The sequence below is a fragment of the Streptomyces sp. NPDC015032 genome (assembly GCF_043080425.1).
Taxonomy (GTDB): Bacteria; Actinomycetota; Actinomycetes; order Streptomycetales; family Streptomycetaceae; genus Streptomyces.
In genome coordinates, this window is sequence record NZ_JBIBVN010000043.1 from 13,615 (window position 1) to 36,139 (window position 22,525).

The 22,525-nt window shown below is 72.2% G+C and carries 19 protein-coding genes and 1 pseudogene; 12 read left to right on the forward strand and 8 right to left on the reverse strand.

Features of this window, described 5'->3' with window-relative positions; all coding sequences use genetic code 11:
* Positions 1-57 precede the first annotated feature (57 nt).
* The 3 genes from ACF08M_RS35470 (at position 58) to ACF08M_RS35480 (ending at position 4,942) form a co-directional block, all read left to right on the forward strand.
* Positions 58-2,517 carry a helicase-associated domain-containing protein gene (locus tag ACF08M_RS35470; RefSeq protein ID WP_392189399.1) on the forward strand — a complete coding sequence of 820 codons (2,460 nt, stop codon included), beginning with the start codon at positions 58-60 and terminating at the stop codon, positions 2,515-2,517.
* Between the two features lie 135 nt (positions 2,518-2,652).
* Positions 2,653-3,195, forward strand: coding sequence for a hypothetical protein (locus ACF08M_RS35475; protein WP_392189400.1), 543 nt, complete (start codon positions 2,653-2,655; stop codon positions 3,193-3,195).
* 100 nt (positions 3,196-3,295) lie between these two features.
* Positions 3,296-4,942, forward strand: coding sequence for a DNA repair helicase XPB (locus ACF08M_RS35480; protein WP_392189401.1), 1,647 nt, complete (start codon positions 3,296-3,298; stop codon positions 4,940-4,942).
* A gap of 153 nt (positions 4,943-5,095) precedes the next feature.
* Here ACF08M_RS35480 and ACF08M_RS35485 read toward each other — a convergent pair.
* Positions 5,096-5,275: pseudogene (locus ACF08M_RS35485) on the reverse strand (hypothetical protein); the annotation flags it as partial.
* 362 nt (positions 5,276-5,637) lie between these two features.
* Here ACF08M_RS35485 and ACF08M_RS35490 point away from each other — a divergent pair.
* Positions 5,638-7,713: a HelD family protein gene (locus ACF08M_RS35490; RefSeq protein WP_392189402.1), complete on the forward strand. Its 2,076-nt coding sequence runs from the start codon at positions 5,638-5,640 to the stop codon at positions 7,711-7,713.
* A gap of 260 nt (positions 7,714-7,973) precedes the next feature.
* On the opposite strand, the gene ACF08M_RS35495 is transcribed toward ACF08M_RS35490, so the two are convergent.
* Positions 7,974-8,663: a copper homeostasis protein CutC gene (locus ACF08M_RS35495; protein ID WP_392189403.1), complete on the reverse strand. Its 690-nt coding sequence runs from the start codon at positions 8,661-8,663 to the stop codon at positions 7,974-7,976.
* Between the two features lie 247 nt (positions 8,664-8,910).
* Between ACF08M_RS35495 and ACF08M_RS35500 the strand changes: the two genes are divergently transcribed.
* The 3 genes from ACF08M_RS35500 to ACF08M_RS35510 all read left to right on the forward strand — a co-directional run bounded on the left by ACF08M_RS35500 (position 8,911) and on the right by ACF08M_RS35510 (position 13,488).
* The gene (locus tag ACF08M_RS35500) at positions 8,911-11,199 is read left to right on the forward strand and encodes a heavy metal translocating P-type ATPase (protein ID WP_392189404.1); all 2,289 of its coding nucleotides are present in this window, start codon (positions 8,911-8,913) and stop codon (positions 11,197-11,199) included.
* Positions 11,200-11,408: 209 nt separating this feature from the next.
* Positions 11,409-12,101: a hypothetical protein gene (locus ACF08M_RS35505; protein WP_392189405.1), complete on the forward strand. Its 693-nt coding sequence runs from the start codon at positions 11,409-11,411 to the stop codon at positions 12,099-12,101.
* 139 nt (positions 12,102-12,240) lie between these two features.
* Positions 12,241-13,488 (forward strand): Cmx/CmrA family chloramphenicol efflux MFS transporter, encoded by a 1,248-nt coding sequence (locus ACF08M_RS35510; RefSeq protein WP_392189406.1) that lies wholly within the window; start codon positions 12,241-12,243, stop codon positions 13,486-13,488.
* 95 nt (positions 13,489-13,583) lie between these two features.
* On the opposite strand, the gene ACF08M_RS35515 is transcribed toward ACF08M_RS35510, so the two are convergent.
* Positions 13,584-13,895 carry a DUF4031 domain-containing protein gene (locus tag ACF08M_RS35515; RefSeq protein ID WP_392189407.1) on the reverse strand — a complete coding sequence of 104 codons (312 nt, stop codon included), beginning with the start codon at positions 13,893-13,895 and terminating at the stop codon, positions 13,584-13,586.
* Entirely contained in the window at positions 13,892-14,260 is a 369-nt protein-coding gene (locus ACF08M_RS35520; RefSeq protein WP_392189408.1) for a hypothetical protein, read from the reverse strand. Before ACF08M_RS35520 ends, ACF08M_RS35515 begins: the two co-directional genes overlap by 4 nt.
* Before the next feature lie 162 nt (positions 14,261-14,422).
* On the opposite strand from ACF08M_RS35520, the gene ACF08M_RS35525 reads away from it, so the two are divergent.
* The 3 genes from ACF08M_RS35525 (at position 14,423) to ACF08M_RS35535 (ending at position 17,995) form a co-directional block, all read left to right on the forward strand.
* Complete coding sequence (locus ACF08M_RS35525) at positions 14,423-15,340, forward strand: MurR/RpiR family transcriptional regulator (RefSeq protein WP_392189409.1); 918 nt, start codon at positions 14,423-14,425, stop codon at positions 15,338-15,340.
* Between the two features lie 88 nt (positions 15,341-15,428).
* Complete coding sequence (murQ, locus tag ACF08M_RS35530; protein ID WP_392189410.1) at positions 15,429-16,391, forward strand: N-acetylmuramic acid 6-phosphate etherase; 963 nt, start codon at positions 15,429-15,431, stop codon at positions 16,389-16,391.
* Positions 16,392-16,438: 47 nt separating this feature from the next.
* Entirely contained in the window at positions 16,439-17,995 is a 1,557-nt protein-coding gene (locus ACF08M_RS35535) for a PTS transporter subunit EIIC (protein ID WP_392189411.1), read from the forward strand.
* A 76-nt stretch (positions 17,996-18,071) separates the two neighbouring features.
* Here the strand turns inward: ACF08M_RS35535 and ACF08M_RS35540 are convergent, their stop codons facing one another.
* Positions 18,072-18,677: a Uma2 family endonuclease gene (locus ACF08M_RS35540; RefSeq protein ID WP_392189412.1), complete on the reverse strand. Its 606-nt coding sequence runs from the start codon at positions 18,675-18,677 to the stop codon at positions 18,072-18,074.
* A 219-nt stretch (positions 18,678-18,896) separates the two neighbouring features.
* Between ACF08M_RS35540 and ACF08M_RS35545 the strand changes: the two genes are divergently transcribed.
* The gene (locus tag ACF08M_RS35545) at positions 18,897-19,574 is read left to right on the forward strand and encodes a response regulator transcription factor (RefSeq protein WP_392189413.1); all 678 of its coding nucleotides are present in this window, start codon (positions 18,897-18,899) and stop codon (positions 19,572-19,574) included.
* Positions 19,575-19,627: 53 nt separating this feature from the next.
* Positions 19,628-20,995 (forward strand): ATP-binding protein, encoded by a 1,368-nt coding sequence (locus ACF08M_RS35550; protein WP_392189414.1) that lies wholly within the window; start codon positions 19,628-19,630, stop codon positions 20,993-20,995.
* Here the strand turns inward: ACF08M_RS35550 and ACF08M_RS35555 are convergent.
* From ACF08M_RS35555 to ACF08M_RS35565, 3 genes are all read right to left on the reverse strand, one after another.
* Positions 20,976-21,821 (reverse strand): hypothetical protein, encoded by an 846-nt coding sequence (locus tag ACF08M_RS35555; RefSeq protein ID WP_392189415.1) that lies wholly within the window; start codon positions 21,819-21,821, stop codon positions 20,976-20,978. The two genes, ACF08M_RS35550 and ACF08M_RS35555, sit on opposite strands and share 20 nt — an antisense overlap.
* Positions 21,822-22,006: 185 nt before the next feature.
* Positions 22,007-22,240, reverse strand: a complete 234-nt coding sequence (locus ACF08M_RS35560; RefSeq protein WP_392189416.1) for a hypothetical protein — start codon at positions 22,238-22,240, stop codon at positions 22,007-22,009.
* Positions 22,230-22,478 (reverse strand): hypothetical protein, encoded by a 249-nt coding sequence (locus ACF08M_RS35565; RefSeq protein WP_392189417.1) that lies wholly within the window; start codon positions 22,476-22,478, stop codon positions 22,230-22,232. The genes ACF08M_RS35560 and ACF08M_RS35565 overlap by 11 nt, the downstream gene beginning before the upstream one ends.
* Positions 22,479-22,525 lie beyond the last annotated feature (47 nt).

Genomic DNA, 22,525 nt, shown 5'->3' on the forward strand with positions numbered 1-22,525 from the left:
CGCCCTGCACCGACGGTAGCGCCCTCGGGCCCGTCCGGAGCGACTACCGTGGGACGGATGGGGATGACCACACCACCGCGGACGCTCGCCGAAGCTCTCCGCGCCCGGGACGACGAGTCGTTGGCGGTGCTGCTGCGTGCCCGCCCCGACCTCCTCGCCCCCGTGCCCGGCGACATCACCCAGCTCGCGACGAGAGCCGGCACGCGTGCCTCCGTGGTACGCGCGCTGGAGCACCTCGACCGGTTCTCCCTGCAGACCGCCGAGGCACTCGCCGTTGCCCCCGACCCCGCCCCGTACGAGACGCTGCTCGGCCTCCTCACCGGCGACGGCCGGGACGACGGCGAGCACCGCGGCGAGGCGGACACGGCGATCGTGGACGCGCTGCCCGCCGCCCTGGCCACCCTGCGCGAACAGGCCCTCGTCTGGGGCGAGGACGACCGGCTGCGGCTGGTACGCACCGCGCGCGAACTTCTCGCGCCGTCCCCGCAGCACCCGTCCCCCACCGGTCTCGGCCCGACCGTCGCGGAGGCGACCGCCGGAATGTCGCCCGGCCGGCTCCAGGAGATCCTGGCGGCCGCCGGACTGCCCGCCACCCATGACCCAGTCTCCGCCGTGACCTCCCTGTCCGCGCTCTTCACCGACCGGGCCGGGATGGGCGAGCTGCTGGACACCGCCCCCGCCGAGGCCCTGTCCGTCCTGGACCGGCTGGTGTGGGGACCGCCGTACGGGGAAGTGACCCCGAACCCCACGCCGCCGGTGAAATGGCTGCGTGACCACGGACTGCTGCTGCCCGTATCGACCCGCACCGTGGTGCTGCCGCGCGAGGCCGCCCTGCATCTGCGGGCCGGACGCGCCCACCGCGTACCGGAGCCCCGGCCGCCCGCCGTGGAGGCGGTCGCGGTCCGTGATCCCCAGGCTGTGGACAGTGCCGCGGCCGGTCAGGCGTTCCTGGCGGTGACCACCGTCGAGGAGCTGCTGAAGAGCTGGGACGGCGGCGGCCCCGCGATACTGCGCGCCGGCGGGCTCAGCGTCCGCGACCTGAAGAAGACCGCCACCGCCCTCGACGTCCCCGAGCCGGTCGCGGCGTTCTGGGTCGAACTCGCCTACGCGGCCGGGCTGCTGGCCTCCGACGGCGAGGCCGACGAGCGGTACGCGCCGACGCCCGCGTACGACGACTGGACCGAACTCCCCGCCCAGGAGCGCTGGGTACTCCTCGCCACCGCCTGGCTCGCCGCCACCCGCACCGCCGGACTGGTCGGCGGCCAGGACGCCAAGGGCCGGGCCCTGTCCGCCCTCGGCCCCGACCTCGACCGCTCCGCCGCCCCCGAGGTACGCCACCGGATCCTCGCCCTCCTCGCCGCCCTGGAACCGGGCACCGCCCCCGACCCGGAGACCGTGCTCGCCCGCCTCCGCTGGGAACGCCCCCTGCGCGGCGCCTCCGCCTCCGCCGGGGACACCACCGATCTGCGGTCCCGGATCGCCCTGTGGACGCTCAACGAATCCGAGCTCCTCGGCATCACCGGGCGCGGCGCGCTCGCCGCGCCCACCCGCGCCCTGCTCGGCCCCGGGCCCGCCGAGGCCGCCGCGCTGCTCGCACCCCTCATCCCGGAGCCGCTGGACCACGTCCTGCTCCAGGCCGACCTGACGGCCGTCGCCCCCGGCCCGCTGGAGCGCCCCCTGGCGGACATGCTCTCCGCCCTCGCGGACGTCGAGTCGAAGGGCGGCGCCACGGTCTACCGGTTCACCCCCGGGTCCGTCCGCCGCGCCCTGGACACCGGACGGTCCGCGGCCGATCTGCACGCGTTCCTCGCCACCCACAGCCGCACGCCGGTGCCGCAGCCGCTCAGCTACCTCATCGACGACGTCGCCCGCCGCCACGGCCATCTGCGGATCGGCGCCGCCTCCAGTTACGTACGCTGCGACGACGAGGCCGTGCTGAACGAGATCCTCGCCGACAAGCGCTCGGCCACCCTGCGCCTGCGCCGCCTCGCACCGACGGCCCTGGCCGCCCAGGTCGACCCGGCGTCCCTGCTCGACGGCTTGCGCGAGATGGGCTACGCCCCGGCCGCGGAGTCCGCCGAGGGCGACGTCCTGATCACCCGCGCGGGCACCCGTCGCACCCCGCCCCGCACGGCCCCCACCCCCGTGCCCGAGGGCCCTCCGGTCCCGGACGCCACCCTGCTCGGTGCGGCGGTACGGGCGATCCGCGCCGGGGACACGGCCGCCACGGTGGCCCGCAAGGACCCGGCCGACGCCCCCGACGCCCCGGCCGGCTCCCTGCCCCGTACGGCCCCGGCCGAGACCCTCGCCACCGTGCAGGCCGCCGCGATGACCGGCTCGGCGCTCTGGATCGGCTACGTCAACGCGGACGGGGCGGCCAGCCAGCGCGTCATCGCCCCGGTCCGGGTCGAGGGCGGCTTCGTCACGGCGTACGACCACACCGCGGACGAGGTCCGCACATACCCCCTGCACCGGATCACGGGCGTCGCCGAACTGGCCGACGACCAGACGGTGTGACCCCCGGCGCATCCCCCTGCCGGCCGCCACCGGCCACCCGCCACCGCCGGGCGCGGCAGTGCGTGCGAATCGGGGGTGGGCCGGCCGGTGGAAGGGCACACTCTGACGTGTCCACGATGCTGGGAGGGGGAGGTCATGCGGCGCACCGAGGTGGCCAGACAACTGGGGGGTTTCGTCCGCGAGCACCGTACCGACGGGGGCAGACGGCTGCGGCATGCCGGAATCATGCTCGTCGTCGGGGCGGTGGGCATGGCCTTCGGGGTGCCGGTGACCGTGGCGTCGATCGGCACCACCCACGGGGCGCCGCAGCTGGCCGGACTGCTGCTCGGCGTCGGGCTGGTGGGGCTGGGCCTGGGGATCTGGCGGCTGGTCCAGGCGTTCCGCACCCGTGAGCAGTGCTTCGACGTCCATGAGCGGGGGCTGACCCACCGGGTGGCGGGCACCGTCACCCTGATCCCGTGGCAGGACATCGCGTCCGTCGGCGCGCGTGGCGGGGACGACCGCCTCCTGGCCGAGGCCCGCGGCGTGGGCTTCACCTGCGACATCACTCTGAACGACGGGCGCAGGATCCGCGTCGACACCTTCACCGAGGACGTCCGGCAACTGGCGCAGACCGCCCACCGCGCCGTATACCTGGGTCAGCTCCCCGAGGGACGGGGCAGCCGCCGGGCGGATTGACCGGCGGGCCGGCCGGCACCCAGCACCACCGCGCCCGCATGCGGCACACTGGACGTTTGGCCGCTACTGGCCGTCCCCGCAGCAGAAAGGGCCGACGCGCGTGACCGGACCCCTCATCGTCCAGAGCGACAAGACACTGCTCCTGGAAGTCGACCACGACCAGGCCGATGCCTGCCGTCGTGCGATCGCGCCCTTCGCCGAACTGGAGCGCGCACCCGAGCACATCCACACCTACCGGCTGACCCCGCTCGGGCTGTGGAACGCGCGCGCCGCCGGGCACGACGCCGAGCAGGTCGTCGACGCGCTCGTGCAGTACTCGCGCTACCCCGTTCCGCACGCGCTGCTCGTCGACATCGCCGAGACGATGGCCAGGTACGGCCGCCTCACCCTCTCCAAGCACCCGGTGCACGGCCTGGTGCTGACCTCGACCGACCGGCCCGTGCTGGAGGAGATCCTCCGCTCGAAGAAGGTCCAGCCGCTGGTCGGGGCACGGATCGACCTGGACACCGTGGCCGTGCACCCGTCCGAGCGCGGGCAGATCAAGCAGACGCTGCTGAAGCTGGGCTGGCCCGCCGAGGACCTCGCGGGGTACGTCGACGGCGAGGCGCACCCCATCGATCTCGCCGAGGACGGCTGGGCGCTGCGGCCGTACCAGAAGCAGGCCGTCGAGGGGTTCTGGCACGGCGGCTCGGGTGTGGTCGTGCTGCCCTGTGGTGCGGGGAAGACGCTGGTCGGGGCCGGTGCGATGGCCAAGGCCAGGGCGACCACGCTGATCCTGGTGACGAACACCGTCTCGGCCCGGCAGTGGAAGCACGAGCTGGTGAAGCGGACCTCGCTGACCGAGGACGAGATCGGCGAGTACAGCGGTACGCGCAAGGAGATCCGGCCGGTCACCATCGCGACGTACCAGGTGCTGACGACCCGCCGCAAGGGCGTCTACCCGCACCTGGAGCTGTTCGACTCCCGCGACTGGGGTCTGGTGATCTACGACGAGGTGCACCTGCTGCCCGCGCCCGTCTTCAAGTTCACCGCCGACCTCCAGGCCCGGCGGCGGCTCGGCCTCACCGCGACGCTGGTGCGTGAGGACGGCCGCGAGTCGGACGTCTTCTCGCTGATCGGGCCCAAGCGGTTCGACGCCCCGTGGAAGGAGATCGAGGCGCAGGGCTACATCGCGCCCGCCGACTGCGTCGAGGTGCGGGTCAATCTGACGGACTCGGAGCGGCTCGCGTACGCGACCGCGGAGACCGAGGAGAAGTACCGGTTCTGCGCGACGACCGATACGAAGCGGAAGGTGACGGAGGCGCTGGTACGCAAGCACCGGGGCGAGCAGACCCTCGTCATCGGGCAGTACATCGACCAGCTCGACGAGCTGGGCGAGCATCTGAACGCCCCGGTGATCAAGGGCGAGACGAGCAACGCCCAGCGCGAGAAGCTCTTCGACGCGTTCCGCGAGGGCGAGCTCAGTGTCCTCGTGGTGTCGAAGGTCGCGAACTTCTCCATCGACCTGCCGGAGGCGACCGTCGCCATCCAGGTGTCGGGGACGTTCGGCTCGCGTCAGGAGGAGGCGCAGCGGCTCGGCCGGGTGCTGCGGCCGAAGGCCGACGGGCACGAGGCGCGGTTCTACTCGGTGGTCGCCCGCGACACGATCGACCAGGACTTCGCGGCGCACCGCCAGCGGTTCCTGGCCGAGCAGGGGTACGCGTACCGGATCGTGGACGCGGACGAGCTGCTGGCCCCCGACAACTGAGGCCGGTGACCGATCCGCGTCGCCGCTACCCCGTCGCGGGGCAGGGCCGGGACACCTCCGGTCCGATACTCACACCGGGGAGGTTCTGCGTACTCAGTGCTCGCGGTGGTTAACGCCTCGGTGGGCGCCTTGGTGGGCGCCTTGGTGAACGCCTCGGTGGACGCCCGCCTCTTCGGCGTACTCGCCGAGGACGGCCACGCCGAACGCGGCGCGGACGTAGACCTTGACGGCGCGCAGGGCGTCGCCGACGCGGTGGCTGTGCCGGTGACCGGTGGCCGCGGTCGCGCCGTGCGCGGGGCCGGTGCTGCGGGGATTCAGGCTTACGGTGCTCATGTAATCCATGGTGCTGCGCCCGGTCCGTGAAGGCATCGACCCGCGGGTGGAATCCGGAAGCGGTGCGTGTAAGTCTCCGGTCGCACGGCGTCCCCTACGGGTTGGACCCGGCATCAAAACCGTTCGACCGTGACGAGGACGGTCGATACAATCGCCGGTCTGCCCGCCTCCCGCACCGTGGTACCGGCCATCGCCGGCAGCCGGGGGAGCGCCGTCGGCCGGACGGAAACCGGCCGACAGCCGTACGCACCACCTGTGTGCGTACCCCGTGATCGATCCCCGAGCGGACCGCATCGCCCCGAGCAGTGACCGGGGGCGAGGTGCGGTCCGCCGTCCTGCGTTGAACAGCCGGAGGCAACACCGTGCCCGCGCACGAACACGAAAGCGACACCACCACCGATCCCCTGGCTCGCGAGCGCGCCCATCTCGCCGCGTCCCGTTCCGCGTTGCGCGCCATGCGGGAGGACGCCCAGGCGCTCGATATCCGCGACGTCACCGCGAACTGGGTCAACGCGGCCGTACTGCAGGCCCAGATCGACGAGCGCATCAAGTCCCTCGCCGATCTCACCCACACCCCGCTCTTCTTCGGGCGTCTGGACTATCTGCACCCGGTCGGTGCCGAGCAGGCCGAGGGCGCCGAGGGAGAGCAGTTCTACATCGGGCGCCGCCATGTCCACGACGCCGACGGCGACCCGATGGTGATCGACTGGCGCGCGCCCGTCTCGCAGCCGTACTACCAGGCATCCAGGAAGGACCCCCAGGACGTCGGTCAGCGCCGCCGCTTCGGCTACACCGGCGGCGAGCTGACCGCGTACGAGGACGAGCACCTCACCGACCCCACCGAGGCCGCGCAGACCAGCAAGCTCCTCCAGACGGAGATCGAGCGGCCGCGTGTCGGTCCGATGCGTGACATCGTCGCGACGATCCAGCCGGAGCAGGACGAGATCGTCCGCAGCGGGCTCGGCGGGACGGTCTGCGTGCAGGGAGGGCCGGGCACCGGCAAGACGGCCGTCGGCCTGCACCGTGTCGCGTATCTGCTGTACGCGCACCGGGAGCGGCTCGCCCGTACCGGCACGCTGGTCGTCGGGCCCAACCGCTCCTTCCTCCAGTACATCGAGCAAGTGCTCCCGGCCCTCGGCGAGCTGGCGGTGAATCAGGCGACCGTCGACGATCTGGTGACGACGGGCATCGAGGTGCGCGGCACGGATTCGGCGGCCGCAGCCGTCGTCAAGGGCGACGCCAGGATGGCGGAGGTGCTGCGGCGGGCGATCCGTTCGCATGTGACGCCGCCGACGGAGCCGGTGATGGTGGTGCGCGGCTCGCGGCGGTGGCGGGTGCCCGCATACGAGCTGGAGGAGATCGTCACCGAACTCCTGGCCCGGGACATGCGGTACGGAGCCGCCCACGAGGCGCTTCCGCAGCGGATCGCGCACTCCGTCCTGGTCCGAATGGAGGAGGCGGGCGAGGCGCCCGACGACCGGGTGCAGAACGCGGTGGCCCGTACCCCCGCCGTGAAGGCGGCCGTCAAGGCGATCTGGCCGGCCGTCGAACCGGCCAAGCTGGTGCTGCGGCTGCTGTCGGACGCGGAGTTCCTGGCCGCGCACGCGGACGGGCTGCTCACCGAGGACGAGCAGAAGACGATCCTGTGGACCAGGCCGGCCCGCAGCGTGAAGTCCGCGAAGTGGTCGGTGGCGGACGCGGTGCTGATCGACGAGGCGAGCGATCTGGTGGCGCGTACGCATTCGCTCGGCCATGTCGTGCTCGACGAGGCGCAGGACCTGTCCCCCATGCAGTACCGGGCGGTGGGCCGCCGCTGCACGACGGGCTCGGCGACGGTCCTCGGCGACCTCGCGCAGGGCACGACGCCGTGGTCGACGGAGAGCTGGTCCCAGGCGCTCCACCATCTCGGCAAGTCGGACGCGGTGGTGGAGGAGCTGACGGCGGGCTTCCGCGTACCGCGCGAGGTGATCGCGTACGCGTCCCGGCTGCTCCCGGTGATCTCGCCGGGCCTCGCGGCGGTGGAGTCGGTGCGTGAGTCGCCGGGTTCGCTGAAGGTGCGGGAGGTGGCCGGTCCGGCGGAGCTGGACGCGGCGGTGCTGGCGGCGTGCGAGGAGTCGCTGACACGGGAGGGGTCGATCGGCCTGATCGCGGCGGACGCGCGGATTTTGGTGCTGGCGGACGCGCTGACCGCCGCGGGGCACACGTATCTCTCGCCCGGTGAGGAGACGACCGCGGAGTCCCGGCTGACCCTGGTCCCGGCGTCGCTGGCGAAGGGCCTCGAATACGACTACGTGGTTCTGGACGAGCCGGCCGCGGTGGTGGACGGCGAGCCCGACGAGCGCACGGGGCTCCGACGGCTGTACGTGGCGCTGACGCGTGCGGTCTCGGGGCTGACGGTGGTCCACGCGGCGGACCTGCCGGGCGAGTTGGTGCGGTAGCCGGTGCGGCGGGGGGACGGGAAAAGGCCAGGGGGCAGGGGGCGGTGGACTGGTAGGGGGCTGGTGCCTCAGTGGGCTGGTGCCCGCGCGGCGGTTCTGTTGCCCGCGGCGGGCTGGTGCCGGTCCGGCAGTCAGCAGTCACCAGCCCGTCCGGCGCTTGGGGACGGAACGTCCGGCGCTTGGCAACGGAACCGGTCGTCCGGTGACCCCGGGCCCGCGGCCCGAGCCCGTGGCCCGGGGGGTCACCTCAAGCGCCGCCCCTACGCGTCGAGCACCGTCCGCCATTCCCGTACCGCCGCCACGTCCACCGGCCCCGACCATCCGTGCGGGCGCGCGGCGCCGCCGATGTGGACCGCGTCGATGCCCGCGTCCAGCAGCTCCGGCAGGTGGTCCAGGCGGAGCCCGCCGCCGACCAGGATCTGTGGTTCGTACCCGGGCTCGCCCTTGCGCGCCGATTCGACGAGCAGCGTCGGGATGCCGTCGTCGACGCCCTTCGGCGATCCCGCCGTGAGGTAGGTGTCCAGGCCGGGCGTGCCCGCCAGCTGCTTGCGCAGGGCGTCCCGGTCGGCGGCCCGGTCGATCGCGCGGTGGAAGGTCCAGCGGCAGCCGTCCAGCTCGGCGACGAGCCGTTCGACGGCGACCAGGTCCGGATGGCGCTCGGCGTCCAGGAAGCCCATGACGAACTCCTCGGCGCCCTCCGCCCGCAGCTCGCGCGCCGTGGCGACGAGCACATCGATGTCGCCCGCGGCGAAGCCGTCCTCCAGCCTGAGCATCACACGCAGGGGAATGTCCACCGCCGCCCGGATCTCCGCGAAGGTCGCGCGGGACGGGGTCAGGCCGTCCGCCGCCATGTCGGTGACCAGCTCAAGCCGGTCCGCACCACCCGCCTGGGCGGCGACCGCGTCCTCCGCGTCGAGAGCGATCACCTCCAGGACTGCACGGTTGCTCATGGGATCCCCATCCTCCAGGAAGCGACAACAGGTCTAGTCCAATAATCAGCCTACGGGGCGGCAGGCCGAGGGCGCAGCCTTCGTGCGACGTGAAGATACGTGAGGTCAGACGCACTTCCGACGACCGGACACACGCACTCCGGACCCCGGCGGCATATCCGCCCTTGCGTTTCATAGGGGTAGGGGGTATACCTGAACCTGCAACGCATACCCCCTAGGGGTATGAACCGCCGCCAGGGAGGACATCGTGTCCGCGCACACCGCCACAACCGGTACCGGCACAGCCGTCGGCGCCACCACAGAGGTCGAGCTCGCGATCGGTGGCATGACCTGCGCCTCCTGCGCGGCCCGTATCGAGAAGAAGCTCAACCGGATGGACGGCGTCGAGGCCACCGTCAATTACGCCACCGAGAAGGCCAAGGTCAGCTACCGGGGCGAGGACATCTCCATACAGGATCTGATCGCCACCGTCGAGAAGACCGGCTACACCGCGCATGAGCCCGCGCCCCCGGCACGAGCCGCCGACGCCCCCGAGGCCGCGGAGGCCGCAGAGGCCGACGAGCTGCGGCCCCTGCGGCAGCGGCTGCTCACCGCCGTGGTGCTCGCCGTGCCGGTGATCGCGATGTCGATGATCCCGGCGCTCCAGTTCGACTACTGGCAATGGCTCTCGCTGACGCTGACGGCCCCCGTCGTCACCTACGCCGCCTGGCCCTTCCACCGCGCCGCCTGGACCAACGCGCGGCACGGCGCGGCGACGATGGACACGCTGATCTCGGTCGGCACCTCGGCCGCGTTCCTGTGGTCGCTGTGGGCACTGTTCTTCGGTACGGCGGGCATGGTCGGCATGACGCACCCGTTCGAGCTGACCATCGGGCGGAGCGACGGCGCCGGGAACATCTATCTGGAGGCCGCCGCCGGGGTCACCGCGTTCATCCTGGCCGGGCGCTACTTCGAGGCCCGCTCCAAGCGGAAGGCGGGCGCGGCCCTCAAGGCGCTCCTCGAACTCGGCGCCAAGGAGGTCACCGTGGTGCGCGGCGGCCGCGAGGTGACCGTGCCGACCGCCGACCTCCAGGTCGGCGACCGGTTCCTGGTCCGGCCCGGCGAGAAGATCGCCACCGACGGCACCGTCGTGGAGGGTGCCTCGGCCGTGGACGCGTCGATGCTCACTGGTGAGTCCGTGCCGGTGGAGGTCTCCGTCGGCGATTCCGTCACCGGCGCCACGCTCAACGCGGGCGGCCGGCTCGTCGTCGAGGCCACCCGGATCGGCGCCGACACCCAGCTGGCCCGGATGGCCAAGCTCGTCGAGGACGCGCAGAACGGCAAGGCGGCGGCCCAGCGCCTCGCCGACCGGATCTCGGCCGTCTTCGTCCCCGTCGTCATCGCCCTGGCGCTCGGCACGCTCGGCTTCTGGCTCGGCAACGGCGCGGGCCTGACGGCCGCGTTCACCGCCGCCGTCGCCGTACTGATCATCGCCTGCCCCTGCGCCCTGGGCCTCGCCACCCCGACCGCCCTCATGGTCGGCACGGGACGCGGTGCCCAGCTCGGCATCCTGATCAAGGGCCCGGAAGTCCTGGAAACCACCCGCCGCGTCGACACGATCGTCCTCGACAAGACCGGCACGGTCACCACCGGCCGGATGACCCTGCTGGACGTGCACACGGCGGACGGTACGGACGAGGACGACGTGCTGCGGCTCGCGGGCGCCCTGGAGCACTCCTCGGAGCACCCCATCGCCCAGGCCGTCGCCGCCGGAGCCGCCGAACGCACCGGCGCCGCCCTGCCCGCGCCCGAGGACTTCGCCAACATCGCCGGACTCGGCGTCCAGGGGATCGTCGAGGGCCACGCCGTCCTCGTCGGCCGCGAGCAGCTGCTCGCCAAGTGGGAGATCCACCTGCCGGCGGAGCTGGCCCGGCGAAAGGCCGACGCGGAGGCCGCCGGCCGGACGGCCATCGCGGTCGCCTGGGACGGCGAGGCACGGGCGGTCCTCGAAGTAGCCGACGCAGTGAAGGACACCAGCGCGAAGGCCATCGAGCGGCTGCGGGCCCTGGGCCTGACCCCGATCCTGCTCACCGGCGACAACCGGGCGGTGGCCGAGGCCGTCGCGGCCGAGGTCGGGATCAAGAAGGTGTACGCGCAGGTCATGCCGGAGGACAAGGTCGACGTCGTCAAGGAGCTCCAGGCGCAGGGCCGTTCGGTCGCCATGGTCGGTGACGGCGTCAACGACGCGGCCGCCCTCGCCCAGGCCGACCTGGGCCTGGCGATGGGCACGGGCACGGACGCCGCGATCGAGGCCGGTGACCTGACCCTGGTGCGCGGGGACCTGCGGGCCGCGGCGGACGCGATCCGGCTCTCCCGCAGGACGCTCGGGACCATCCGTACGAACCTGTTCTGGGCCTTCGCCTACAACGTGGCCGCCCTCCCGCTCGCCGCGGCCGGGCTGCTCAACCCGATGATCGCGGGCGCGGCGATGGCGTTCTCATCGGTCTTCGTGGTCGGCAACTCGCTGCGGCTGCGGGGGTTCAGGGCGGCGGCATAACAGGACGGCGACGTCCGGGGCCGGTCAGCGGCCCGCCCGCACGAACCGCACCCGGGTTCCCGGCACCACCGGTGCCGCACCCGCGAGTGCGGTTTCGCGCACGGCACCGACGACCGGGCAACCCCCGGTCTTCGGACGGTCGGGCGTGTGCAGGGAGCCGGACGCCGCACGCCCTGCCGGGGCTACGGAACAGCCCTTAGGGTCGTGCCATGACGACCGACAGCCCACGCGGCAGCGGAAGCCGTGGCCACGAGGCAGGCAGCGCCGACGCCGCTCTGCGGGACCGCTGGCACGCCGCCCTCGTCGCCGTCCGGGGCGGCGCGCCCGTCCCCGATCCTCGGCCGTACGCCGACAACCTCCTGGCACGCTGGGCCGAACCGCAGCGGCGGTACCACACCACCGCGCACCTGGTCGCGGTGCTCGACCGCATCGACACGCTCGCCGGGTACGCGACCGACGCGCAGGCCGTGCGACTCGCCGCCTGGTTCCACGACGCGGTCTACCGGCCCGACCGGTCCGAGAACGAGGAACGCAGCGCCGCACTCGCCGAGCGTGCCCTTCCGGAAGCCGGCGTGCCGGACAACGTCACGGCCGAGGTCGCCCGGCTCGTCCGGCTCACCGTCGCCCATGATCCGGCGGACGGCGACGCCAACGGCGAGGTGCTGTGCGACGCGGACCTGGCGATCCTGGCGGCGCCCCCGAGGGAGTACGCGGCGTACGCGGCGCAGGTACGGGAGGAGTACGGCTTCGTGCCCGATGACGCGTTCCGGGAGGGACGGGCGACGGTACTGCGCCAGTTGCTCGGACTGCCGCGGCTGTTCCGTACACCGCACGGGGCGGACCGGTGGGAACCCCGGGCGCGGCAGAATCTGTCGACCGAGTTGGAGCTGCTCGGCCACTGAACAGCCGGTACGCCGGCGGGGCGGCGGGCGTCGAGCTCGTGGAGGGGACGGTTGCCGGAATACGCCGGTGGCGGGAATGCGGTGGCCCGGCCCACTGTTGGCAGCTGTCATGCCCGACTCTGCCGCTCGACGCTCACGTATGCCCCTTGCCGTCTACATTCTGGGGCTCTCGGTCTTCGCCCTGGGGACCAGTGAGTTCATGCTCTCCGGGCTGTTGCCGCCCATCGCCGACGACATGAACGTGTCCATACCGCGGGCCGGACTGCTCATATCCGCCTTCGCGATCGGCATGGTGATCGGCGCCCCGCTGCTCGCCGTGGCCACACTCCGGCTGCCTCGCCGCACCACTCTCATCGCCCTGATCTCCGTCTTCGGCCTCGGCCAGGTGGCGGGCGCGCTGGCTCCGACGTACGAGGTGCTCTTCGCGTCCCGTGTCGTGAGCGCCTTCGCCTGCGCCGGGTTCTGGGCGGTGGGGGCGGCGGTCGCCATCGCGATGGTGCCGGTGAACGCCCGGGCCCGTGCCATGGCCGTGATGATCGGCGGTCTGTCGATCGCCAATGTGCTGGGCGTGCCCCTGGGAGCCTTCCTCGGCGAGAACCTCGGCTGGCGGTCGGCGTTCTGGGCCGTGGGTGCCGCGTCCGCCGTGGCGCTGATCGGAGTGGCGACCCTGATCCCGCGCATTCCGCTGCCGGAGCAGAAGCCGCGGGTCAAGCGGGAGATGAGCATCTACCGGGACCGGCAGGTGTGGCTGTCGATCGTGATCACGGCACTCGCGGCGGGCGGTGTCTTCTGCGCGTTCAGCTATCTGTCCCCGCTGCTGACGGATGTCGCCGGGCTGGACTCCGGCTGGGTGCCGACGGTGCTCGCGCTGTTCGGGATCGGCGCGCTGGTCGGTACGACGATCGGCGGCCGGGTCGCGGACGCGCATCTCTTCGGGGTGCTGATGAGCGGCACCGCGGCGTCGACGGTCTTCCTGGTCGCGCTGGCCCTGTTCGCGTCGAACCAGGTCGCCGCGATCGTGCTCTCGTTCCTGCTGGGGGTGTCGGCGTTCTACACGGCCCCGGCGCTGAACGCCCGGATGTTCAACGTCGCGGGCGCCGCCCCGACGCTGGCCGGGGCGACGACGACGGCCGCGTTCAACCTCGGCAACACGGGCGGCCCCTGGCTGGGCGGCACGGTGATCGACGCCGACTTCGGTTTCGCGGCGACCGCGTGGGCGGGGGCGGCGATGACGGTCCTGGCGCTGGCGGCCGTGGTCCTCTCGCTGCGGCTGCACAGCGGTGGCGGCAGTTCGCGGCGGGTGACCGGGTCGCCCGTCGCGGCGTCGTCGGGGGCGTCCGGCGAGGTGTCGGGAGCCTCCGCGGGGGCTGGTGCCTCCGCGGTCTGAGCCGCGACGCACGACGCACTGCACGACGCACAACGCGGCGCGACGCACGGCACAACGCGACGCACGGCGCGGGCCGCCCCGCGGGCGCGCCCTCGTCAGCCGCCGGAAGCGGGGCGGCCGACGGGGGCGGGACGACCGGTGGGCGCTGGACGACCCTTGGGCCGCCGCAGACCGGCCTCCGTGATCCGGCGGACGAGCTCCTTCGAGCCGATCTGCCGCGCCCCGGCCCGTACCGCATCCTCGTACCGGGATTCCGGTACGTCGTAGTGGTCCCGCTCGAAAGCGCGCGGCGGGCAGCCGATGGATGCCGCGAAGGCGTGCAGCTCCTCGAAGGAGACGTCGCTGACCAGGTGCGACCAGAACCGCCCGTGGCCCGGCCAGTCCGGCGGGTCGATGTAGACCGTCACCGCCGCACTATCCCGCTCAGCGAACCGACCGGCGCGACGGCCACGGCGGCCTTGGTGCAGACCCAGTGCGGGTCCGGGCCCAGTTCCGGTTCGACGTCCAGGGCGTGCGGGTCGCCCGCGTCGCAGACCGGGCAGAGCGGCCAGCGCCCGTACCGTTCGAGCAACGCGTCCTGCACGTCCTGCGCGACGAGGCCGACGATGAACGAGGCACCGTCGGGCCATTGTTCGACCCACCAGCGGCGGTGGGTCACCGCGTCCTCGACCAGCGAGACGATCCCGGCATCGGCGACATCGCCTGCGGCCAGATCGGCCATGATCAGCGCGCGGGCCGTGTGCAACGCCTGTTCCAGGGGGTTCATCTCCATGGGCCCATTGTCACCCCGCCCGCACACCGCCTCCCTCGCCCGCCCCTGCCGATTCCGCGCTTCAGAGGCAGGGGCCGCTGCTTCAGAGGTAGGGACCACTGGCTCGGAAGCAGGGACCAAAGGGGGGTTGACGGGCAACCGGGTTGAAAATATCTTTCAAAGGTGACCAATGACGTGAAGGAAAGTTTCAGCGCTGATTCTCCGCCCGCCCCGGCGGCCCTCGCGGCCAAGGTGCGTACGCTCGCACCGTCCATGACCCGCTCCATGCAGCGCGTCGCCGAGGCCGTCGCCGGTGATCCCGCCGCCTGCGCCGCCCTCACGGTCACCGGTCTCGCCGAACTCACCGGCACCAGCGAGGCGACCGTGGTCCGCACGGCCCGCCTCCTCGGCTACCCCGGCTATCGCGATCTGCGCCTCGCCCTCGCCGGGCTCGCCGCGCACCAGCAGTCGGGCCGGGCTCCCTCCGTCACCGCCGACATAGCGGTCGACGACCCGATCGCCGATGTGGTCGCCAAGCTGGCCTACGACGAGCAGCAGACCCTCGCCGACACGGCCGCGGGGCTCGACACCGTCCAGCTCGGTGCCGCGGTGTCCGCCGCCGCCACCGCCCGGCGCATCGACATCTACGGCGTGGGCGCCTCGTCCCTCGTCGGCCAGGACCTGGCGCAGAAGCTGGCCCGTATCGGCCTGATCGCGCACGCCCACACGGATCCGCACCTCGCCGTGACCAACGCCGTCCAGCTCCGCTCCGGCGACGTGGCCATCGCGATCACGCACTCCGGCTCCACCGTCGATGTCATCGAGCCGCTGCGGGTCGCCTTCGACCGCGGTGCGACGACGATCGCGATCACCGGCCGCCCCGACGGTCCCGTGACGCAGTACGCGGACCACGTGCTGACCACGTCCACCGCCCGGGAGAGCGAGCTGCGGCCCGCCGCCATGTCGAGCCGTACGAGCCAACTGCTCGTCGTCGACTGCCTGTTCATAGGCGTCGCGCAGCGCACATACGAAACGGCCGCACCGGCGCTCGCCGCCTCCTACGAGGCGCTGGCCCACCGCCACACCCCACGCCCCCGCTGACCCCGGCCCGAACCGACCTCCACTCGCACCCCCACCCGCACCCGTAGAGCCGTACGAGTACGCGACCGAGAAAGCAGAGCCGCTCCCCATGACCTCCACCACCGACGCCGACACCGCCCCCGACGGATACGGGGAACTGCGCGCCCAGCTCGAAACGCTCACCACCGAGGCGTTCCGGCCCGAGCTCGCCGAGATCGACCGCCTGGACACCCTTGAGATAGCCCGGATCATGAACAGCGAGGACCGGTCCGTCCCGGCCGCGGTCGGCGCCCGGCTGCCCGAGATCGCCGCCGCGATCGACGGCACCGCCGAGCGCATGGCCCGCGGCGGCCGGCTGATCTACGCGGGCGCGGGCACCGCGGGCCGGCTCGGCGTCCTGGACGCCAGCGAGTGCCCGCCCACCTTCAACACCGACCCCTCCGAGGTCATCGGCCTGATCGCGGGCGGCCCGTCGGCGATGGTCCAGGCCGTGGAAGGCGCCGAGGACAGCAAGGAGCTGGCCGCCGCCGACCTCGATGCCCTGGACCTCACCGCCGACGACACCGTGGTCGGCATCTCCGCCTCCGGCCGTACGCCGTATGCGATCGGCGCCGTCGAGCACGCCCGTACCAAGGGCGCACTGACCATCGGCCTGTCCTGCAACGCAAACTCCGCACTGGGCGCCGCGGCCGAGCACGGCATCGAGATCGTCGTCGGCCCGGAGCTGCTCACCGGCTCCACCCGGCTCAAGGCCGGTACGGCCCAGAAGCTCGTCCTCAACATGCTCTCGACGATCACGATGATCCGGCTCGGCAAGACGTACGGGAACCTGATGGTCGACGTCCGCGCCTCCAACGAGAAGCTGCGCGCCCGTTCCCGCCGGATCGTCTCGCTGGCCACCGGAGCGTCCGACGAGGAGATCGAGGCCGCCCTCGCCGCGACCGACGGCGAGGTGAAGAACGCCATCCTCACCATCCTCGGCCAGGTCGACGGCCCCACGGCCGCGGACCTTCTGGCCGCGTCCGGCGGCCATCTGCGGGCCGCCCTCACCGCCACCCCCCGCACCACCTGACCCACCAGCTCCACCCCGCATCCCCGCACAGCAAGGCACCACGCACCATGGCTACAGAAGACAAGAACCGCGCCACCGCCGCCGCGATCCTTCCGCTCGTCGGTGGCGCCGCCAATGTCAGCTCCATCGCCCACTGCATGACCCGGCTCCGGCTGGGCCTGCACGACCGCTCGCTCGTCGACGACGAGGCCCTGAAGGCAGTACCCGCCGTCATGGGCGTGGTCGAGGACGACACGTACCAGATCGTCCTCGGCCCGGGCACCGTCGCCCGGGTCACGCCGGAGTTCGAACAGCTGGTGGAGGAGGGCAGGGCAGCAGCTCCCGAACCCGCCGCTGCCGATGCCTCCGCCTCCTCCCCCGCCCCGGCTTCGGTTTCGGCGGACGAGCTCGCCGCCCAGGGCGCAGCGATAAAGGCGGCGCGGAAGGCGAAAAACGCCACCCCGTTCAAGCTGTTCCTGCGCCGGATCGCGAACATCTTCGTCCCGCTGATCCCGGCGCTCATCGGCTGCGGCATCATCGCCGGTCTCAACGGCCTGCTGGTGAACCTCGGCTGGCTGACATCGGTCACGCCCGCGCTGGCCGCGATGGCGTCCGGCTTCATGGCGCTGATCGCCGTGTTCGTCGGCTTCAACACGGCGAAGGAGTTCGGCGGCACGCCGATCCTGGGCGGTGCGGTCGCCGCGATCATCGTCTTCCCGGGCGTCGCGAACATCGAGGCGTTCGGCCAGAAGCTCTCCCCCGGACAGGGCGGTGTGCTGGGCGCACTGGGTGCGGCGGTACTGGCGGTGTATGTGGAGAAGTGGTGCCGCCGCTGGGTGCCCGAGGCCCTGGACGTGCTGGTCACCCCGACCCTCACGGTCCTGGTCTCCGGCCTGGTGACGATCTTCGGTCTGATGTACGTGGCCGGTGAGGTCTCCACCGCCATCGGTACGTTCGCCGACTGGCTGCTCTCCAACGGCGGCGCGGGTGCGGGCTTCGTGCTCGGCGGTCTCTTCCTGCCCCTGGTGATGCTGGGCCTGCACCAGGCGCTCATCCCGATCCACACCACTCTGATCGAGCAGCAGGGCTACACGGTCCTGCTCCCGATCCTCGCGATGGCGGGTGCCGGCCAGGTCGGTGCGGCCGCGGCGGTCTACTTCCGTCTTCCCCGCAACGGATCGATCCGCCGGACGATCAAGTCCGCACTCCCCGCGGGCCTGCTGGGCGTCGGCGAACCGCTGATCTACGGAGTCAGCCTCCCGCTCGGCCGCCCGTTCATCACGGCGTGCGTGGGCGGTGCGTTCGGCGGCGGCTTCATCGGCCTGTTCAACCAGTTCGGCGACAAGGTCGGCTCCACGGCCATCGGCCCGTCCGGCTGGGCCCTGTTCCCCCTCCTCGACGGCAACCACGGCCTGGGCACCACGATCGCGATCTACGCGGGCGGCCTGCTGGTCGGCTATCTCGCGGGATTCCTCGCGACGTACTTCTTCGGCTTCAGCAAGGACCTGCTGACGGAGTTCAACGTCTCCCAGGAACCGGCAGCCCCCGCGGTCGCGGCAACGGGCGGCCCGGCGTCCCCGACGACCGGTCCCGACAGCCCGGCAAAGGAACCGGCCGAGGTCTGATCCCTGCGTACGGATACGAATGAGGGGCGGCACCCGATGGCCGGGTGCCGCCCCCTCTCCTTGCTTCCATGCCCGCTCAGACCGGGAATTCCTCCGTGCGGAGCGTCGTACCGAAGGGCTCCGGCAGCGTGAGCGGCTTGCCGAACGGCACCGGGTCGGAGTGCTTGTACGTCCCGTCCTCGTTCGGCTCGGTGAACACGGTGGCCATCGCCCCACGCGTGTCGAACCGGTCGATCAGCAGATACATCGGCACTCCCGCGCGCGCATAGGCGCGGTACTTCTTCGTCCGGTCGTCCCGGGCATTGCCCTTCGACGTGATCTCGACGATGAGCAGTGCATCCGACGCGTCCATCGGATCGCTGGCCTCCGGGTCGGCGGCCGCGATCAGCATGCGCGGCATGACCACTAGGTCAGGAACATAGAGCTTGTCCAGTGGCGCGACGTGCACGCCAAGGGTCTGATAGATGCCCAGTCCCTCGGGGACTGCCCGATACAGGTGAAACTGCACCAACTCAGCAATCCCGTTGTGATGCGCGTGTGGCGGAGGTACCAAGACGATCTGCCCTTCGTCGATCTCGGCGCGCCACCCCTCGGGCACGTCCAGTTCACGCCATGTCTGCAGCAGGTAGTCCCACGGGCGACCCTCAGAGGCCTGGTCGTTCTCGACCATCGCGGCGGTCATCGCGAGTCCCTTCTTCTGTGGCCTGTCAAAGGAGCGTAGATCGACGCTTCTGCGGCGGTTCACCGCTCACACCAGCGTCCCACGATCGTGTGACGTACGCGGCAACCCGCCGCCGTCCGGCCGGTCGCGGTGCGCACTTCGGAGCCGGGTGTCGCACGCCACCTGAACAGAACCTGAACGCGCTGGGGTGCCCGGTACGGATCGGGTCATACTGGCCGGGTGACCGCTGCACGCATACTTGTCGTCGAGGACGACCACGGCCTGCGCGATGTCCTGGCCCGTGGCCTGCGCGACGAGGACTTCGACGTCGTGACCGCCGTCGACGGCGCGACCGCCCTGAAGACCGTCGACGAGTCGGTGCACGCGGTCGTCCTCGATGTGGGGCTGCCGGACTCCGACGGGCGCGATGTGTGCCAGGCGATGCGCGGGGCCGGGGTCGGCGTTCCGGTGATCTTCCTGACCGCCCACGGCAATCTCACCGACCGGCTCTCCGGTTTCGCCTCGGGCGGCGACGACTACCTGGTGAAGCCCTTCCATCTCAGCGAGCTCGCGGCCCGCGTCCGGGCGGTCCTGAGCCGGGCCGGTCACCACGGCCGCACCACCCTCGCCGACAGCGCGGGGGCGATGCGGCTGAACCCGGTCAAGCACGAGCTGACGGTCCACGGCCGCCCCGTGGCCCTGACGCCGACCGAGTTCCGTCTGCTGGCGTGCCTGATGGCGGGCCCCGGGAGCGTGGTGCGCCGCCGGGCCCTGCTGCGGGCGGGCTGGCCGGAAGGGGCGCAGGTCAGCGACAACACCCTCGACCAGTACCTGGCCCGCCTGCGCCGCAAGCTCCGCGAGGCGGACAGCCCGCAGACCATCAGCACCGTCCGCGGCGTCGGCCACCGCTTCGGCTGAGAACCAGAACGGCAACACGTCCGCCGCGTCCGACCAGAGGCCCCGATGCACCGATGAAGCGCCCCCCGACCCTCCGCGGCCGCCTCGCCCTGATGGCCCTCGCCACCAGCGCGCTGTGGATCGGCGTCCTGACCACCGTCTTCAACATCGCCCTCGACAAACGGCTCCACGGACAGGCCGACGACGTCCTGCGCACCCGCGCCGAGGCCGTGGCGGCAACGGTGGACGTACGCCCGGACGGCCGGCTCGTCGTACGGGAACCCACCGAGGACCAGGCCCTGGACGCCGGGATCTGGATCTTCCAGGGCGGCAAGGTGGTCGAAAAGCCCGCCAACGCCCCGGCAGGGCTTCAGGCGCAGGCGGCCCGGCTCGCCGGCCGGCGCGAGACGTTCACGGACACCGAGGGCCCCGGGTCGTGGCGGCTGTACGCGTTCCCCGTCGACGCCCCCGCCCGGCAGGGGCACACCCCCGCGCAGGCCGGCACCGTCGTCAGCTCCGTCAGCCTTGACCCGTACCGTTCCACCGCGGACACGGCCCTGGTCGGTTCGGTCGCGCTGGCCGTGCTGCTGCTGGCCACCATCTATCTGCTGACCCGCCTCGTCGTGCGCCGGGCCCTGCGCCCCGTCGCCGCGATGAGTGAACAGGCCACCCGGTGGAGCGCCGCGGGCGCCGCCGAACGGTTCGGCTCCGAGGACCGGCCCGCCGAACTCGCCGCGTTCGCCACCAGCCTGGACGCCCTGCTCGACCGGCTCGCCGCGGTCCTGCGCCACGAGCAGCAGCAGGCCGCCGAGCTCTCCCACGAACTGCGCACCCCGCTCGCCCGGATCACCGCGGAGGCCGAGTGGCTGACCGGAAGACCGCGCGATGCGGAACAGCAGGCGGCCTCCCTGGAGGCCATCGCGGGCGCCGCCGCGACCATGCGGCAGATCTGTGACTCACTGCTCTCGGAGGTCCGAACCCGCACCGCGCAGACCCCCGGCCGCTCCCGTCCCGCCGATGTCGCGCACCGCCTGGCAGAACGCAACGCGGTCCTGTTCCCCGACGCCCCCGCGGTGACCGTCGAGGTATCGGGGGACGCGGCCGACGTGAGCATCGGCGTCTGTGAGGAGACCGCCGAGCGCATCCTCACGCCCCTCCTGGACAACGCCCGCCGCTACGCCGCCCACTCGATCACCCTCACCTGGGCGGCGAGCGCGGGCGAGGTCACGGTGTACGTCTGCGACGACGGCCCCGGTGTCCCCGAGGACTTCGTCGCCTCGCTCTTCGAACCCGGCCGTCGCGCCCGCCCGGAGGACGGACACGACGGCGCGGGGCTCGGACTGGCCCTGGCCCGCCGACTGGCCAGGGCCGCGGGCGGCGACATCACGCTGGACACCGCGGCCCCCGGCGCACGTTTCGTCGTCACCCTTCCCGCGGGCTGACTTCCCGTGCGCCGGCCGTCTCGACGGCACCGTTCCCCACCACATCGCACCGGGTCCGGGTCAGGAAGACGACCAGGCCGAGGATGACGACGAGGAACAGGACGCTGGTGCCGACCGCACCCAGACCCAGCCCGCCGTCCGCGGTGGGCTGCGACAGGTAGTCGCCCAGCGAGGCGCCGAGCGGCCTGGTCAGGACATACGCGATCCAGAACGACCACACCGCGTTGAAGTCCAGCGTGCGGTGCGCGAGGGCCACGGCCGCGATCAGCGCGGCGAACACGACCGCGGAGAGCCAGTACCCCAGGTCCAGCTTCTCCGCCGCGAGGTCCCCCGCGGACGTGCCCAGCGCGAACGTGAACAGGATCGCCAGCCAGTAGAACGCCTCGCGGCGCGTCGTCCGGATCGAGTGGATCGACAGCGTCCGCTCACTCGCGTACCAGGCGAAGAACGTGACGGCGAGCGCCACCGCGAACACCACCGTCGTGGTCTGGAGCGGAACACCGAGGTTGTCGGTCAGGTTGTCGCTGATCAGCGTGCCGACCACGCTGATCAGGACCACGGACAGCCAGTAGAGCCCGGGTACGTACCTACGCGCCCGGAACTGGCAGACCAGGGTGACGACCAGCAGCGCACTCATCAGGTACGAGGTGTTGGTCAGCCCCATGCCCAGGTTTTCGTTGAGCAGGTCGGCCGCGGTCTCTCCCACGGTGGTGCACAGCACCTTGATCACCCAGAAGTAGAGGGTCACTTCCGGGACCTTGTTCAGCATCTGCCGCGCATGGGAGCGCGTGCCGGTCGCATACGTGTCGGTCGTGTCGGTCGTCATGGGACGGCACGCTGGCAGGGCCTTCCTGAATTTTTCCTGACCGCGCCCGGTGCCGTGCCCCGCTCCGCGCGGCGAGTTGACCGAACCCACCGGCACGACCGGAGAGCGGCCCCCCGCTCAGGGCGCCGCCCCTCCATACGTCCACCGCCGCGCCGGCCCCACCCGGGCCTACCCGGCCGGCACCGTCACGGCAGCCGCCCCTCCCGGTTGACCTCCCTGACCCGGGCCCGCAGCACCTCCCCGAGCGGGGCCGGGCGCACCGACTCCGGCGGGCAGTCCCACTCCGCCCCACCGCCCGGCGCACGCAGCTGTACGTACGGCCCGACACGCCCCATCACGCGCCCCACACGCCCGTCCCGGGTGTCCACCGCGAACGACCCCGGCTCCGGCCCGCACCGCTCCGGCCCCTCACCCGTCATGGCCTGCCAGCCCCTGCTTCTCCAGCACCACACTCAGCCGCAGCGCCGTGTCGAGGTTGCACCGGCCGAGGTCGACCAACGGCGTCATCGAGTCGCTCCCCGCGGACGACACCGGGTCGATCCGCAACGACGGCAACGTGATGCCCACCCCCGAGAGCCCTTCCTTCAGCCGCGTCACCGCGTCCTCCGCCGCCCGCACTCTGCCCTCTGCCGCCCTGCGCCGTTCCTTGATCGTCATGCCTCATCCCTTTCCACGCTGAGTAATGACAATGCATACCCAGCGTG